Genomic DNA, 15,028 nt, shown 5'->3' on the forward strand with positions numbered 1-15,028 from the left:
TAAGGGACGCTCGCCCCCCCCAGCCAGATCAGCGCACCCAGTGCACGTCGACGTCCAGCCTCTTCCCGGCGGACTCGACCATCCCCCGATAGCCCTGATCCAGGAAGCGGTCGAACCCGTGGTCGGTGATCAGCACCAGGTTCCTGTCGAGGTGGCCGCCCATGAATGTGGCGCGCTCGTAAGCACTGAGGAGCGCCATGCGCCACTCCTTGGCCACCGTCAGGGTGTACAGGTGGGTGTGATCGTAAAGGAGGGCGTGCGGCTTCTCGTAGGACTGCACCAGGTGCGTGTGCCGGAAGCTCATGCGCTTGAGCATCGTGGGCAGGTCAGGGCGCTTGGTGCGCATATAGGCGCGCATCACCGTGTCCTTGATGTAGCGGTGCACTTTCTCCGTCCCCATCAGCGCCGCGAGTTGCCCCCCGAGAGTTGGGTCGAGGATCCAGCTCTCATAGAGCCTGGTCTTCTGCGTGATGTTCAGGTGACACCAATCGGCTTGATCAGCCAGGGCGTGGATCTTGCAAGTCACCTCGATTTTGATGCTCTGTTCAGAGGCCAAGAGATCTGCGGGGAAGTCGAGCAAATTCATGGCAGGGGTTATTCCTCCGGGAAATTGAATTGTGTGGGGTCGAAAATCGGCAGCTTCACCACGTCGTCGGCATCGTGATTCTTGATACTCCCGAGATCCGCAATCCATTCATAGAAAAAACTATCGAGCGAGCGGTCAGAAAAGTTCACCGCCGCGCGGGAAATCGCCAGGCTCTCCACTTCCCCGCGCCCCGCGCTGTCATCGAGTTCCATGGCGGCATGAATCCGGCGAACGTCGGCCGCGAAGTCGAGCACGACCACTTTGTCCTTCCCGTCGCCAATGCGCAGGCCACGGCCCAGTTGCTGCACAAAGATGCGGCGGCTGTGCGTCACGCGCAAGAACACCAGGAGATCCACGTCGGGCACATCGAGGCCCTCGTTGAAAATGTCCACGACGCACACGAAGTCGAGTTCGCCCGCCGCGAAGCGGCTGAGGGTCACGAAGCGCTGGACTGTGCTGTCCTCGCTCACCAGGGCCTCCGCCCTGAACTCATTGGCGCGCAGATCAGCCGCAAAGTGGCGCGCGTGGGTCTGCGAGGGACTGAACACGATCCCCCGGCGCCGATTTTCACGTTCCCAGGTGCCCCGGATGATCTCGATCGCGCGCTGATCGCGCGTGGGGATCAACAAGCGTTTGTTCAGTTGTTGAACCGAGTACCCCAAGACCGAGGCCTCCCGCACTAGATCCCAATCGATGCCGTCCAGCATGATGCGGTAGTCCACGTCCGAGAGATAGCCCTGCGCGAGCCCTTCCTTGATTCCCATCTGGAATACAGGCTCACCGAACCACCGGTCGATGCTGCCCCCATCAGGCCGCCAGGGCGTCGCTGTCACGCCCATTAACCGCGTCGCAGAGAGATCCTCGATGATCCGGGAGAAGCCCGCTGCCCCCACCCGGTGGGCCTCGTCGACGATAACCAAATCGAACGAGGGTAAAGCCTCTAGGGCCCGGGGGGTCATGGTCTGGAGCGTCTGGACAGTTGCGAAAGTGATGCCGGTGAAGTCCAGTGGCACTTCGCCTTCACTCAGACGGTGGGTGGCGACGTCCTTGGGTAAGACGCGCCAGAAGCTCGTGAGCAACTGCATGACCAGGGGGATCGTGTGGGCGAGAACCAGCACCCGTCCTTCTTCGAGCAGGCCATCGCGCAGCAGATCGGCCACGATCTCGGACATGACCACGGTCTTGCCCAGGCCCGTGGCCAGCACGATCTGAGCGCGCCCCCGTTCTAGGAGGGCGTTGCGCCCATTCTCCACCGCTTGCTGCTGATATGGCCGCATCTGGGGGCGGCTGGGCATATATTCCGGGGCCTGTTGGTACAGGGCCACGAGATCCCCTGGGCCGATGTGATGGATCGCCAAGCCGCCGCGCTGCAGGCGCTCGAGTTCCTCGATGAATCCCCGGGTCGGCATCTGGGAAGTCACGACGCAGAGGGTATGCGCACCATAGATGCGGCCCGCTTCCCGAACCTCGTCGATGGCTTCCCGGCCCACGCCGGCCTGGGTGTGCTTGCACTGAAAAATCCAGCGGTGGTCATGACCGTCGACGGCCAGCACGTCCGCGCCGTGATCCCCTGACCCGCCCACCAAGCGGACACCTTTCCAACCGGCGAACATCAGCAACCGGGCGAGGTTACGTTCGAAATCCTGCCAAGTCCAACGCCGGAAGGTCAGGGTGTCATGAATTGCGGGCATGTCAGTCTCCCTCGTTCACGCGAGCAGTTCTTTGAACATGTCGAGACCGGCGCGCATGTAAAACAGCGCCCCCGGCGTGCTGGGTTCCTCGAGGCGCGGTGCGAACCCCGAGAGACTGTCCAGAACGCCCCCCACTCGGCGGCGTACTTCGTCTTGGTACTCGGCCAAGAGTGCCGGGGTCAGGGCAATCCCGCTGGGCTCCCATGGCGTGCGCAAGCAACCCGACTGCATGACCAGTTCAGGGCGTTGTCGGAAGATGCGCGCCAAGTCATGGATGTCGATCAGAGATGACGTCTCTTTGCGCGCCGCGCCGCGTGCCTGGGCGAGTTGGACGCGGTTCACGCTTTCCTGGGGTAGCAGAGTCAGTAATTCGCTTTGTTGTTCAGGTGTCAAGGTCTTGGTCAAGGCGCTTTGCACGCGGCTGACCAGCGCGCCGAGGTCCAGGGAGAGGCGGTTGGGATTGAGCGAGTTGTCGGCCCGGTACTGCTCACGCAGGGCAGCGAGCATCTCGCTGAACCCGATCTGGGTACTCGACCCACGCGAATTCTCTTCCTCAGTCACGTGGTAAGCGAACTCGGCGAGAACGGCGTCCAGGAGCTGGAAGGAGGATGATTGGAACACGGGGTGGTCGGGGTTGACCTCGATCTCGAAGACGCTGTTGCCACTGGGCTTGCTTCGCAGGCTCAGTGCTAGCGGCGCGCTGCTCACCTGGTAGACCGTCGCCTTATAGATACGGTCAGAGGTCGGGCCGTTTACACGCAGATCCAACTCGGGCAGGTGGGTGCGCTTGATGCCTGGAATCACGAGGGGCGCCGGCGGCACCGCGGTGGTAGGATCGCCGGCGCGTGGCCCGGGCACGGGGCTCAAGACACTGGAGGTGACACCCCCCTCGCCTGTGGAGGCTGGCGCCGGCCCCACGGCACCCGGGGTGGGACTATGCGGGGTGATGCCGGCGCCCTGGCCGAAGAGATCAACGGAAGGCTTCGTGGGTGTGAGCGGAGCATCCGCGCGGTCAGACTCGGCCAGTTGGCTTTCCCACCACGCGATGTCCTGGTACTTGGGTTCGCTCTTGCGGTACCCCTCCACCCCGAGCTTAGCCTTCTCGTTGTCTCTGATCACCAAGATGTCGCTGTAGGTCTGCGGGCGTTGGGGACTGTTCCGGCGGAAAGCGCGAAATATTTTTCCGATCGGCGACAGGTTGGGCGACTTGTCGTCACGCTTGGTGAGGGGCTCGTTGTGCAACACCGTGTGCATCAGTTGGTGCCAGCTGTAGTGGTCGTGCTCGAAATTCTTCTTGGTGTAGAAGACATATCCGTGGTCGAGATGAATTTCACCGACGATCCGCCCGCGTTCCCGGTGATCGTCGATGGGATATTCCTTGCGCTTGATGTCGTCTTCCTGGGTCCAGTAGAAGAGGTCTTTACTCGCCAGCTCGATGACTCGGCCGTTGCGAATGATATCAATGCCGTAATCATTGGGATCCAGGCAGCGCTGGATGCCGACCCAACCGTGGACGCGCTCCTCGAAAGGGATGAGGTCAGCCGGGTCATGGCCGTCGGTGGAGTCGTATACCTCGCCCGTGGTGCGCGAACGATACTTGGTCTCGAAGGTACGGTCGAACGATTCGACCGCGCGGATCACCTCCCCGGACTGCTTCATCGTCACGGTCTTGGTCTCGGGCCACACGCAGTGTTCCCAGGCTGGGACGTTGATGTTGTTCACGCGCAGGGTGAAGCGGATGGGGTGTGGATGATGCTCCCGCAGCATGCTCTTGTAGATCCGGCCCAGCGGGTTGGTGATGTTGTTCCTGATGGCCCCCGGGGTGAGCTTGCTCGCCCACTCGGGCTTGATGCTGCTGATCTCCACCTCGGTGCCCGAGTAAGCGGGGTCATCCTTGCGGCGAGTGCGAACTGGGAGCTTGAAGCTCGAGCCGCGCGCCAGGGCCGCCAAGTCGATGACCACCCCGTGCCATACCGGGTCACCGACACGGGTGGTCCAGATCGTGGTCACGGCCCCCAGCTTGGCGGTGGCGATGTTAAAACCCATGCCGTAGAGCCCCAGCGAGGAGGTGCCGTCTTTCGAGGTCCACCCCGCGCTGATGGCATGCTCTAGGCGCTCGAGACTCATGCCAGGGCCGTTGTCATGGATGGTGATGGTGTCACGCCCGATGCCCAAATTGACGGCGGGACCAGGGATCGGCTGGCCAGCTCGTAGAGAATCCAAGAAGCCGTCGATGGAGTTGTCGATCAGTTCGCAAAAGCACTGGAGCATCGTGAACTCGATGTCCTTGAGAACTGACAGGATGCGGGGATGCGGGGTGATGTCAACGCTGGTGGTGGTCATGGCCTACCTCGGTACGGCGAGCGCCGTCTCGGGCGCGAGCGTGAGCAACTGCTGGCGGATGGCGGTGGCGTAGACCTGACCCAGCTGCACAGGCACGGCGTTCCCGAGCTGCTTGATGCACGCGCCCCAGGTGCCCAGGAATTCCCATTCGTCCGGGAAGGTCTGGAGCCGCCCAGCCTCGCGAGTGGTGAAGTAGCGAATCACACCGTCGTGGGCCGAATGCAGTAGATTCTCGCCGCCGGGCGTGCCGTGAGTGCCAGCTTTCAAGGCCTTGGCGGGGAGATCGGGGGGACTACCGAGGTGGCACGGGGGATAGATCCGTGCGCCGGGGTGCTGGACGTGGTTGACGATGTGGGGCTCCTCGCCGCGGTCGACTGCGGGTGGGAGGTCGCTGATCGCGTCTCGCACCGTTCGCCACGGTTTCAACCCATCGAGTGGCAACAAAGACCCGACCAAGGCGTCCCGGATGGTCTGATCCCGGGCGGTGAGCTGATCATGCGCTCGCACGCCGTGCCGCTTCCAGTACTCACCGGTGACCCACTGGTCGTGAAAGAGGGCCAGCTTGCTGTGCGTCTGTGCCGGGGGCGTGGGTGTGAGCCCGAGATCCGCGCGGAGCGCCATGAAGATAACGCGCTCACGTCGTTGGGGAACCCCGAAGTCGGCCGTATCGAGGAGGCGCACGTCTAAGACGTAACGTTCATCATCCGCAAAATCCGATGGCTTGACTTCACGCAAAGCCACGAGTTGTTGCTCCCACGGGGCCGCCGCGTCAATGCGCGCGAAGGGGAACTGGAGACGCAGCTGGATGTACTCGAAATAGTCCTTGAACTTCACACGCATCAGTCCCTTGACATTTTCCATCAGGATCGCGCGCGGGCGAACCGTCTTGACGGCGTCCAGAAACACCGGGAACATATTGCGGGGGTCGAGATCCCCCGCATTCGCCCCACCGGTGGAGAACGGCTGACAAGGGGGGCCCCCACTGAGCAGATCGATCTTCCCGGCATAAGCGGTGTAATCGACCGACCGCGCATCGTCGTGGATCACGCGCGCGGGGTCGATGCCCAATACCGATTCGCTGTTGCGTCTCAGGGTGGACGCGGCATAGCCGTCCCACTCGATCAATCCCAGGTGCTTGAAGCCCGCCAGATGCACGCCAACAGCGAGGCCACCTGCCCCAGCGAACATTTCCAAAGAGGTGAAAGCCGGGGGGCCACCCGGGAGACTCCGGGCCTTGGCACCCTGCCGCATGGGGCTTCGGTGAGCAATAGATGGAACAGCTGACATCGCCTGCACTCTATCAACGCCGCGATCTATGTTGTTGATTTGCCGGGCAGTCATCGTGATTTTCCTCCTTGGTGCAGGCGACCACGCCCAGTGACAGGCGGGACGACCTCGTCAGCACGTGACTTCGTATTCATGCCCCCATCATTCCCTCCGTGAGCGCTGGCGGTCAGGGGGATCTCGGGATTCCAGCCACGACATCAAGTAGGGAGGTACTCTCACGATTAATCTGGCCCCATGAGCGTGCTGCCCTTTCCCCCGGGAGACTTTCCCTGTGTGCTGCTGACCATCCGGGTCACGGACAACGCCTATGCGGATAGCGACGACGCCTACGTCTACCCGGCACGCTACCGGGCGGCGCTGGCTCCCCTCGAAGCCGGGCAGCCCATGCTCGCCCTGATCTACGAGCCACGCCATGGTGGCGGGCGGATGGCCTACGTGGCCTGGGCGCTGCTCACCACGCCCCCCGAGTCCATAGGAAAGGGCCGGGGCGGGCAGCAGGAGTGGCGGGTGCGCTACGACGGCGGGCTCATCCCGCTCCCGCGCCCGGTATCGCAGGAAGTCAGCGGGCACGTCTTCGAGACGTTGCTGCGCGGCGTGCCGCGAGAACTGCGGGGGCCAGCGCAGCGTGGGATGTCCGTCCGTGCGCTGGCCTGGGATGACTTCTGTGCGGTGTTGGCCGCTTCCGGGCTGGTGCCAGTCCTGACCGAGCGGGAGGCTCCTGAAGACCGCCTGATGCGCCAACGGGTGGCCGTCGAGCGTCTGGTGCGCGAGCGTGGCTTCCGGCTGCGGGTGCTCTCCGCTTACGGGTGGCGCTGCGCGGTCACCGGCTGGTCTGCGCCGCCTGATCTGTCGCACGCCCTGCTGGACGCGGCGCACCTGGTGTCGGTGGCGCGGGGGGGCAGCGACGGCGTGCGGAATGGCTTAGCTTTGACACCCACGGTTCACCGGCTGTTCGACGCGGGCCTGGTGAATTTCACTTTTCAGGACGGGTCGTGGCGCCTGCAGCGCCACCGATCCCTGGATGATCTGCGGCTGGAAGGCGCTGGCGGCCGGCTGGAACTGGTTCATGGACAGCCGCTGATCCTGCCCGGCGACCGGCGGCTGTGGCCAGAGATCAAGGCGGCTGGGCCGCCTGGCTAATTGCTGGGTTTGGTGGGCGGCACCCGAATAAGAGCCACCGTTCAACGCCACCCGCACCCGCGCTCCAAATCCGTTGATCGTCTCGCGCGTGAAGCGTGCCTTTGGCAACGCGCGGCTGACGCCTCATGGACTCCTGGCCTGAGAACCGCCGGGCCTAGGCTAGAGGTCACACCCATAAAAGAGGGTTTCAATAGCCTGCACCGCTGAGTTCACACTGCTAGCCTGAACGAGCAATATCTGCAGGCTGCCCTTGTCCAGTGGCAAGCGTGATGAAAGGGTGTACGGTCTCAGCGGCATGGTAGCCCCTTACCAGAGGTGAGCTGGTTCAGGGGTTCGATGTAGCGCTGAAATTTATCTCTTCTCGCCTCCCTTCCAGCTGACGACTCTTCACTCCCCCCTCCGTGTCCAACACCCACGCGGCGCGCCCCAGACGTCATCCCGTCAGCAACTGGGTTCCTGGGCCAGCTCCCCTGACCCAGGTGGGACCGCCCAGCTCCAGGGCACGCGCGATGGTGCGTTCGAGGTACGCTCCCTGACTCCATTTTTCCCGGCGCAGCGCCGTCCCCTGCATCAAGCGCCGGATTTGTCCGGCATCCGAGGTATAGAAGCGCAGCAGCCTCACCCCCGCCATGTCTCCCTCACTGGGCGACGGATACCCCAACCCGGGCCAGTCGCCGGCTTCCAACAGCCGGCGCGCCCGGTCACCATTGGCGGCGGCGTAGAGCCGCCGGAGCACCTCGGCGTCCTTAAGGGTGGTGGCCACCGCCTGAGAACGAGCCGACATTGCCGGTGTGGACAGCCTGACCAACACGTCTGCCAAGTCACCGAGGTCACGGCCCCGCGCCGGCATGCCATCGCCCGTCGCCGTTATGAAGCCCTGGCCCAGCACCTCGATTCCGGCCCGCCGGGAGTTGCTGGGCACATTCCCCCTGAGCCAGAGGTGCACGCCGCCTCCTGGAGAGCGTTCGGCATACCCAGGGACACCGGCCAGCACGGCCTGGGCCGCGCTGCTCAGTGGCGTGTCCAGGTCCAAGGCGGCCAGGCCAACTTCTCCAGACAGCACCACCCCCACGCCGCCGGCGGCATGCCCGCAGGCCAGGGCATGCGCCTCAGCCAGTGGCAGACCCGCGCCCCGGCAGTCGACGGGCCTCAGCACTCCGTGGCGCGGCAGACTGGGGACCTTACTAATCTTGCCGTTGCCCCGGGGCAAGGCCAGCCAGGGGAGCCAGGTTTGCAATTCCAACAGCTCGGTGGGGAGGGTGGCCTGCAGGTGATCCAGCCGGTGAAGGGGGAAAGCGGTCTTCGCGCGGTGGGCTGAAGGCAGACGCCCCCTCACACGGTCCGCCTGCTTTGGGCGCGGCGGCGCTGGCCCCAATAGCGGCGCACCAGATTGCGCGCGGCGTTCGCATGGGCGTCCAGACGGTGGCCATAGGGGCAGTGAAAAGTCCGCCCTTGACGGGTGCCCTCAACGTAAGTGCGGCACTGGCTGCAGCCGGTGCTGGTATGTGCCGGCGACACGCGCACGACCTTTATCCCGCGGTTGAAAGCGCGCTGCGGTGCCCACGACATATGCCAGTCTGCGACCGCATGCCGCCGGGCGGCGTCCGGGAAATCTCCCTGGAACTGGGCATAGTCGAGGCGCTCCAGCACCAGGGTGCCCGTCAACGTCAACAGGGGCAGCGTGAACGCCTCAAGCGCGGCGCGCGCGGCCGCGTATTCCAGAATCTGGGCAAAAGCCCGCACCTCGGGCGAATCCCCTGGGCATTCGGTGGGCCAGTGCACGTCGTACGTGACGCCCGGGCGTTTCCCCACCACAGCGGTCGCCAGCGGATGCAGGCCGATGTCCACGCCCGCCACGGCGCGACCAATCGGCTGCACCCGGCGCTGGGGCTGAGAAAAATAGAGCACGAGGAACCACTCCGCACCCTGCTGGATCAACCGGGTGCGGTCACGCAGCCAGGTCGTCGGCGTCCAGATGTCATCCACCAGATCCACACGGTGAACCAGCGCACGGCCCTGCTCCACCGCGGTGCGCACCCGTTCCCACCAGATGGCTTCGCGCTCAGGCGTCATAGGCGCCAGCAGGGCCGTCAGCAACCCATGGGCAGCTGGGTACTGCCGGTAGACCCCGTGAGACGCTGTGAGCAGCGTCGTGTACTCCTGTTCGGGGAGGCGGTGGCACTCGCTGTGAATCAGCAGGGTGCCCAGTTGCAGCAGGCGATCGTGCACGAGGATCTGATCCGTCAGCAGAAGGGCAGTGGGCCGGTAGACCTGGCCCTGATCCATGACCTGCAGGTCCTCGTCGGTGGGTTGCAGGTCACCCTGCTTGACTGCATTGAGGACCTGCGGGTAGGCCTGTCGGTTGATGCGAATAACGTGGTGGGTGGGTGGTGTATGCATGCGGTCTCCTGGCTGCGGGCATTGACCTTCTCTTTTCCCTTTCAGCACAGGATGGGTTTGCTCTGCCCAGGTGAGCCTCTTCTTTGCTTCACAGACGAATTGCGCCGCCTGTTGGGTCAGCCATGCTGCACCCTCCGGCTGTGGGGAGAAGTCGGCCAGCACTCGCGCCTGATGCCTGCAGGACGCCAGCACCGCCTTTGATGGTTGAGGGCGCATCAGCCACCCATGGTGGGTTCAAGCTGGTGGTCTGACCCACGGTGTGTTCAGGCCGATGCCAGGTGCTCACCATGGATCGACGAGCATGGGTGTCGCACCGATGCCCGCCAACAGCCAGCATGTGCCTGGAGCAGAGATTCAGCGGCTGTTCAAGATTGCGTGGAACCTCTCAAGCGGAGTCGGCGCCGTTAAGCCGAGACGCCGGAGTTCTAGGTCAATTGAAGAGGCGAGTCGTCACATGGTGACCCCCTCTGCCCTGGCAGGACGGCAAGAAGAGGCGCGCTCGTCTGAAAAGATGAGAAGAAGCAGGAGTAGAGGGAAGCTGAGCACTGACCAAGAGCGCCGAACCTCCCAGCAGGCTGGAACGGCATCCCATCAATGTGCAGCCAGATCGGGCCCGGTGAACCTGACTACGGCAGGCCGCGCTTGATACCCAGATGAGCACCATCACGCGTGATGGTGTGGACTGCCTCCGCAGCCCCTGATAGCGAGATCCCTGGTTCCGTTCACCCGTGATGGGTTCAGAGGCACGCGGTGGGTTCAACCTGGTTGGTCGCAACTGAAAGTGGGTTCATAACGCCATCTTGCTGATCAAGGGAGCAGCGCCGAGACCAGAGTAGGGCGTGTTGGCACGCCTCTGATAGAAAGGTTCGTGAGGCATGAATAGCTTGGCTTACTGCCTAGTTCCGAAGTCGAGGAACACCCCCTGAAACGGAGGCCAGACTTTTAGGGCCAGCCGGTGGATCCACCCCTGACAGAGCTGAGACACCGGCTGGCCTCCCGGCTCGGAGACTCGGCTGCTGGGGACGAGCGCTGGCAGCACATTCCGCATTTGTACATTGGCCTTACTGCCCCTACCGTACAGACGGCTGCCCCCTGGCCCGGGCACTCAGTCTTGAGGGTTACGGCCTTTCACCGACTTAAGGGTGTGGTGGTCAGACCAACAGCCCCACCAAAGGCTTTAATTCGGTAGCCGAGCGAGCTCACGACTCGCTCCTGTACGGCTGTCCTGCCCCGGATGGCAAGAGGATCTCCAGGGCAGGGCCTGGAATGATGGAGGCGAACCAAGTCATGCTTTGCCGCCCGCGCTCAGCGTTACTGGGAGCTGCACGGAATCACGTGCAGAGGCCCTCCATCTGGCAGGTTCAGAGATGGCAATCCATTCACACGGACGCGCCACTGGGACAGGTCAGACCGTGTTCGCGCGCGTAAACCTCCCGCAGATGTGGATAACAGGCTGTCAGAGTCACATCCAGATGCAGTTGATCATCCACCTGGGTGACCCAGTCGGATACCGGCTCGTGTTGAAGCTCGTACCACAACTGCCACAGGGCCCAGGACAGTGGATCATCAAGTCCGAGATGCTGGGCCATTTTGGAGGGGCCAGACTTCATGTGGCCCAGCAGTCGGGGCCACACCCCGGGGACAGCCTGAAGGGTCCGGACCGTCAGGTGCACGGTGAAAGGCTGGGGGGCACGCCCACCCATCACCAGGGCCAGAATCTCAGAAGGCATCTTCTCCATCAGTCGCAGGATCTCAGGGGAGGAGTTCACGGACAGACGGTACAGCTCTTGGGTAGGTCTTGACCCCCCGGGAGAACGCCCCGTGCGCTCATCATCAAGAGCCGCCACCTGCCTGCTTGCTCTCGCAAAAAGGAGCTAGCCAGTGTTCACCGCCTGATAGCTGAACACGGTGGTCAACTGTTCGTCGAAGGGCAGGTGGATCAGGGCGCGGCCTTCAATTTTACGCTGCCCCGGGTCCGCTCGACCCAGAACACAACCTGATAGAGACGGTGCTGGCAGATCCCTGGCCTGCAGCAACTAAGCCCCATTTCACGCGGGGTTCTCATCTGTATTATCTGAACGCCGCAGGAGGTTGGTGGCCGCATTCGGGGGCGATATCGTGTCACACACATTTTAAGCATCTGAATTGTCCCCGTCTTTGGAATCAGTCCACTCGGTCATATCCCGCAACAGAACGCTTTCTACTGCAATTCAGCCGTAAGTGCAGTCGCAATAATCACGGCCGAGAGAGCATCTAAATCCCAATATCGCTCGCCCGCATAATCATCGAGCTGTGTTTCATCGGGAGTGACATAGATCTGGGTGCCGCTGCCCCGGCCCTTGAGATAGAAAAGCTCTTCAGGGTGGCGCGCTGCGATGTCGGCAGCGGTCGTCAGCGCACTGGAAAGCTGTTCATCTGTGAGCAATTGAGCCATGCGGACAGCGTCTGGATGCACCTGCTGCCCCGCGAGCAGCAGACCCAACCAGGCACCCCTTGCTTGCCCTGGCGTGATGGTCATATTCCAGTCCCACTTCGGATTTCGTTCACGTCGCCTAGGCCGAGGACAATGACAACGGCAGCGACCTGCGTGGATACATCAGCATCATCCATACGCTGGGCTTGATGCCCCAAAAGCCCCCGGAACACCGGGGGCAATTTTTTTCTATGTATAACTGCTCAGCGCAACCGTCACCCGCACTGGTTGGTACGGGCTCGACCAGTCAGAGACAGCCACCGCGGGCCGCAAACTGGGTCAGGATCGACCGGAGGATGTTCTCATAACCTTTAGCCAGCGAACTCGTGTTCGACCGGGACAGCTCGAACTGACCGGCGGTGAGGGGTTGGCCCCGACACACAGCCCAGGTCGCTTCAAAAGGCCGGACGGTGTTCAGGCCAGTTACAAGCGCCAGCTGCAGCACGTAGGACACGGTCGTTGACCGTTCGATCCGGGTGACGTACTGCACTTCTGGCCAGCCGTCGTGATCCACGTCGCTCAGGCGTACGGCCACCACCGGCGTGTCGAAGTTGGGGGTCACGGGCAGCTGCACCCACAGCTGCTTAAAGCCCTGACCACCCGGCAGGCCCTTGTACAGGTGGAGTTGGGGGATGTTCGGATCCTGTGGTCGGGAACGCAGTGGCGTGTAGACGAGCACATAGGTGCCGCTGCGCAACCTGGCGGCGGCAGAACGCTGGATGGCCGACGCGCTGGGCAGCCGCCGAACCAGCGCTGCGCCTTGCGTGGGCGTCATGTTCTCCACGGTGGTTGGCGCGGGCGCCGGTGGGGACAGTTTGGGCACTGGAGCTGCGGTCGAAGCCCTGCCGCGGGGGACGGCGCAATCGTCGATACCGACCATCCCCTGGGCCCCCAGGCCCCCCAACAGCATTCGCTGGGTGGCGCCCAAGCCTTTGAGGAAGAGGAGCACGGTGCCGCCCAGCGAGCCAGTTTCGGATTCCTTCTTCCAGCCGTTGCGCTGCGCGTAGGACATCAGCAGAGACCGCGCCTGTTGGTCGTTCCGACCCTGCAGCACATGCTGCTCGCACTCCAGGGTTACGCCGTACTGCTTCTCGATGGCGGCGATCACTGGAGCGTTCGGCATGAAGGTGCCCCAAGCAGGTTAAGAAGATCCTGAGCGTGCCCAGCCGACCCCAGCAACAGACTGGCCAGAATGGTGGGGAGGACGGCCCGGCGGGTGCGGGCTTCTCCGAAAGGTTGGGAGCGCGGGAGCGGCGTCATCTGGATGAGAAGCATGACAGCGTGCTCATCCATGACATGGACGCACACTCTCGCTGTTGCGGTCTTCGCCAGCGCCTCGTTCTCCACTGCCCAGACCGTGACGGCCTCTTACATCGGTAGCAAGGCTCCATTCTTGAGCAGCACGTTCTGCCGGACGGCTGCCACCTGCACGGCTGCTGGCAAGGTGACGCTGGCAGTGAGTGAAGGGACAGAAGAGTAATTCATCGTCAAGCCCCGCTTTAAGCAGTTCGGTCAGCCCACCTACACGGTCTTCTTTACCCACAAGAACGGCGTGGTGCGCCGCGCGGGCCTGAGGTACCAGGCTGCCCAGGACTACACTGAGGACGGCGCGTTCGTCCGCGCGTTCCTGAGTTTCGTCATGGGAGTGGACTTGTCGAAGCAAGACGCCTCTCGGGTGGCGAACTGCCTGGCAGTGGTGCGGGGCAAGACCGGGACGTTCTATGTAGACCGCCACGGCGGAATGAGCATGGGTGGGGCGACCGAGAACATCGTGCTGGCGTATGAGTCTGGCGCACCGGTGGACGAATTCTTCCGGGCGCAGCCGGGGGGCCGCCTGGCCTGGGAAGGGTGTTCGTAAGAGGTTCAGTGGCATTCTGGTCAGTTATCCGGATTGAAGCAGGCTCATTTCGCCTCTTCAAAGCCGCACGCCTCTGCTGCTAGAACCGTTGCCGCGTGAATCATAGGAATCCGTGCTGCTGGGAGCCTCAGCACACTCGCATCTCCCAATCAGGAATGCTGCGCGCCGAGCGTCAACATAAAAAACCTCTGGAGCACGCTGGGCCAGTGCCCTGCCGCTCACGACTTTCGCAAAAGGTTTACTACATGTAAGTGAGAGGAATACGATGTTCAGAAAGTTGATATGCCCGAGCCAATAAAGTCAGGTAGACATGATCCAATGGATAAGCTACCCACGTTCGTCGGCGCCAACCATCCTGATGCGCCAAATAGTTGCTGTATTCCAAGAAAGTGAGGCAGAGGTTGGGTCGAGACTCCATAAAAAGGGCAGTGATGCCGTTCTAGCTGTTGTTGCTCCAAAACTTGAGGAGATTGGATTTAAGGTGGAGTTAGGAAAGAAGCATGATCAGAAGATCCGCGTGCCTGTACTTTATGGCATGAATGGAGCTATAGATAAGAGTTTTGATGCCGATGCATTCCATGAGATAGAAAGATTTGTACTTGAAGTAGAGGCAGGGCGTGCCTATACCAATTATCAGTTCCTGAAAGATTTATTCCAGGCCTGCATGATGCATAACGTGGACTATTTTTGTGTCGCTGTACGAAATGAGTACAGAGATACTAAAGATTTCGAGAAGATAAGGACTTTTTTTGACACTTTATACGCAAGTGGGCGTCTTAGTCTTCCGTTACAGGGCATTTTGATCGTTGGGTACTAGACTTCAGGGGAATAGACGATCACGCTTGTTCACCACTTCATGCCTTTAAGAAGACCAGTCACTATTGATACCAGTAAAGATTCGGGTTGCTTTCGGCCAGAATAGCAGTGAAGAATTGCTTCCAGCACGGGGCATTCTTATAAGTGGACTGTTGATGGGAGGTCTGTCAAGAAAAACCCGTCTTGATCCTCGTCGCCATGGCCCAGAAGCGCCCGTGCAGACGTTCAGGATGAGCCTGAGGCGCGTGGTGCGGAACCGGGCTGGCTACTGGATGGAATGGCGAGTGCTTCATCTTTTACCCTTCCCAAGTTCCACTGGTCGCCTGCACCTCTGATCATCTATGAACCACTTCCAGCCAAGCGAATGCCAGCCTGTGACGTTCAGAGCTGCCCTACTTTCTGCAGCGCCGCGGCTCCTGTGCGCTGGTTCCAAA

12 protein-coding genes are annotated in these 15,028 nt (G+C 62.1%); 3 read left to right on the forward strand and 9 right to left on the reverse strand.

The features are described 5' to 3' along the window. Positions 1-28 precede the first annotated feature (28 nt). The 4 genes from M1R55_RS00895 to M1R55_RS00910 are packed head-to-tail and all read right to left on the reverse strand — an operon-like array spanning position 29 to position 5,775. Positions 29-586 carry a hypothetical protein gene (locus tag M1R55_RS00895; RefSeq protein ID WP_249392879.1) on the reverse strand — a complete coding sequence of 186 codons (558 nt, stop codon included), beginning with the start codon at positions 584-586 and terminating at the stop codon, positions 29-31. A gap of 8 nt (positions 587-594) precedes the next feature. Beyond that, positions 595-2,277: a DEAD/DEAH box helicase family protein gene (locus M1R55_RS00900; RefSeq protein ID WP_249392880.1), complete on the reverse strand. Its 1,683-nt coding sequence runs from the start codon at positions 2,275-2,277 to the stop codon at positions 595-597. Between the two features lie 15 nt (positions 2,278-2,292). Beyond that, a complete protein-coding gene (locus tag M1R55_RS00905; RefSeq protein WP_249392881.1) occupies positions 2,293-4,620 on the reverse strand; it encodes an ATP-binding protein in 2,328 nt (775 codons plus the stop codon). Positions 4,621-4,623: 3 nt separating this feature from the next. After that, positions 4,624-5,775 (reverse strand): DNA cytosine methyltransferase, encoded by a 1,152-nt coding sequence (locus M1R55_RS00910; protein ID WP_249392882.1) that lies wholly within the window; start codon positions 5,773-5,775, stop codon positions 4,624-4,626. Between the two features lie 366 nt (positions 5,776-6,141). On the opposite strand from M1R55_RS00910, the gene M1R55_RS00915 reads away from it, so the two are divergent. Then, positions 6,142-7,047 carry an HNH endonuclease gene (locus M1R55_RS00915; protein WP_249392883.1) on the forward strand — a complete coding sequence of 302 codons (906 nt, stop codon included), beginning with the start codon at positions 6,142-6,144 and terminating at the stop codon, positions 7,045-7,047. Between the two features lie 433 nt (positions 7,048-7,480). Here the strand turns inward: M1R55_RS00915 and M1R55_RS00920 are convergent, their stop codons facing one another. From M1R55_RS00920 to M1R55_RS00940, 5 genes are all read right to left on the reverse strand, one after another. Continuing rightward, positions 7,481-8,383 carry a hypothetical protein gene (locus M1R55_RS00920; protein WP_249392884.1) on the reverse strand — a complete coding sequence of 301 codons (903 nt, stop codon included), beginning with the start codon at positions 8,381-8,383 and terminating at the stop codon, positions 7,481-7,483. Continuing rightward, positions 8,380-9,447, reverse strand: a complete 1,068-nt coding sequence (locus M1R55_RS00925; RefSeq protein ID WP_249392885.1) for a transposase — start codon at positions 9,445-9,447, stop codon at positions 8,380-8,382. The genes M1R55_RS00920 and M1R55_RS00925 overlap by 4 nt, the downstream gene beginning before the upstream one ends. 1,379 nt (positions 9,448-10,826) lie before the next feature. After that, positions 10,827-11,216 carry a hypothetical protein gene (locus M1R55_RS00930; RefSeq protein ID WP_249392886.1) on the reverse strand — a complete coding sequence of 130 codons (390 nt, stop codon included), beginning with the start codon at positions 11,214-11,216 and terminating at the stop codon, positions 10,827-10,829. A 431-nt stretch (positions 11,217-11,647) separates the two neighbouring features. Continuing rightward, positions 11,648-11,965, reverse strand: coding sequence for a hypothetical protein (locus M1R55_RS00935; RefSeq protein ID WP_249392887.1), 318 nt, complete (start codon positions 11,963-11,965; stop codon positions 11,648-11,650). A gap of 202 nt (positions 11,966-12,167) precedes the next feature. Further along, on the reverse strand, positions 12,168-13,043 hold the full coding sequence (locus tag M1R55_RS00940; RefSeq protein ID WP_249392888.1) for a hypothetical protein: 876 nt from the start codon (positions 13,041-13,043) through the stop codon (positions 12,168-12,170). 429 nt (positions 13,044-13,472) lie between these two features. On the opposite strand from M1R55_RS00940, the gene M1R55_RS00945 reads away from it, so the two are divergent. Then, the gene (locus tag M1R55_RS00945; protein ID WP_249392889.1) at positions 13,473-13,778 is read left to right on the forward strand and encodes a hypothetical protein; all 306 of its coding nucleotides are present in this window, start codon (positions 13,473-13,475) and stop codon (positions 13,776-13,778) included. Positions 13,779-14,088: 310 nt separating this feature from the next. Beyond that, on the forward strand, positions 14,089-14,595 hold the full coding sequence (locus M1R55_RS00950) for a hypothetical protein (RefSeq protein WP_249392890.1): 507 nt from the start codon (positions 14,089-14,091) through the stop codon (positions 14,593-14,595). Positions 14,596-15,028: the final 433 nt, after the last annotated feature.

This window comes from Deinococcus sp. QL22, assembly GCF_023370075.1.
Taxonomy (GTDB): domain Bacteria; phylum Deinococcota; class Deinococci; order Deinococcales; family Deinococcaceae; genus Deinococcus.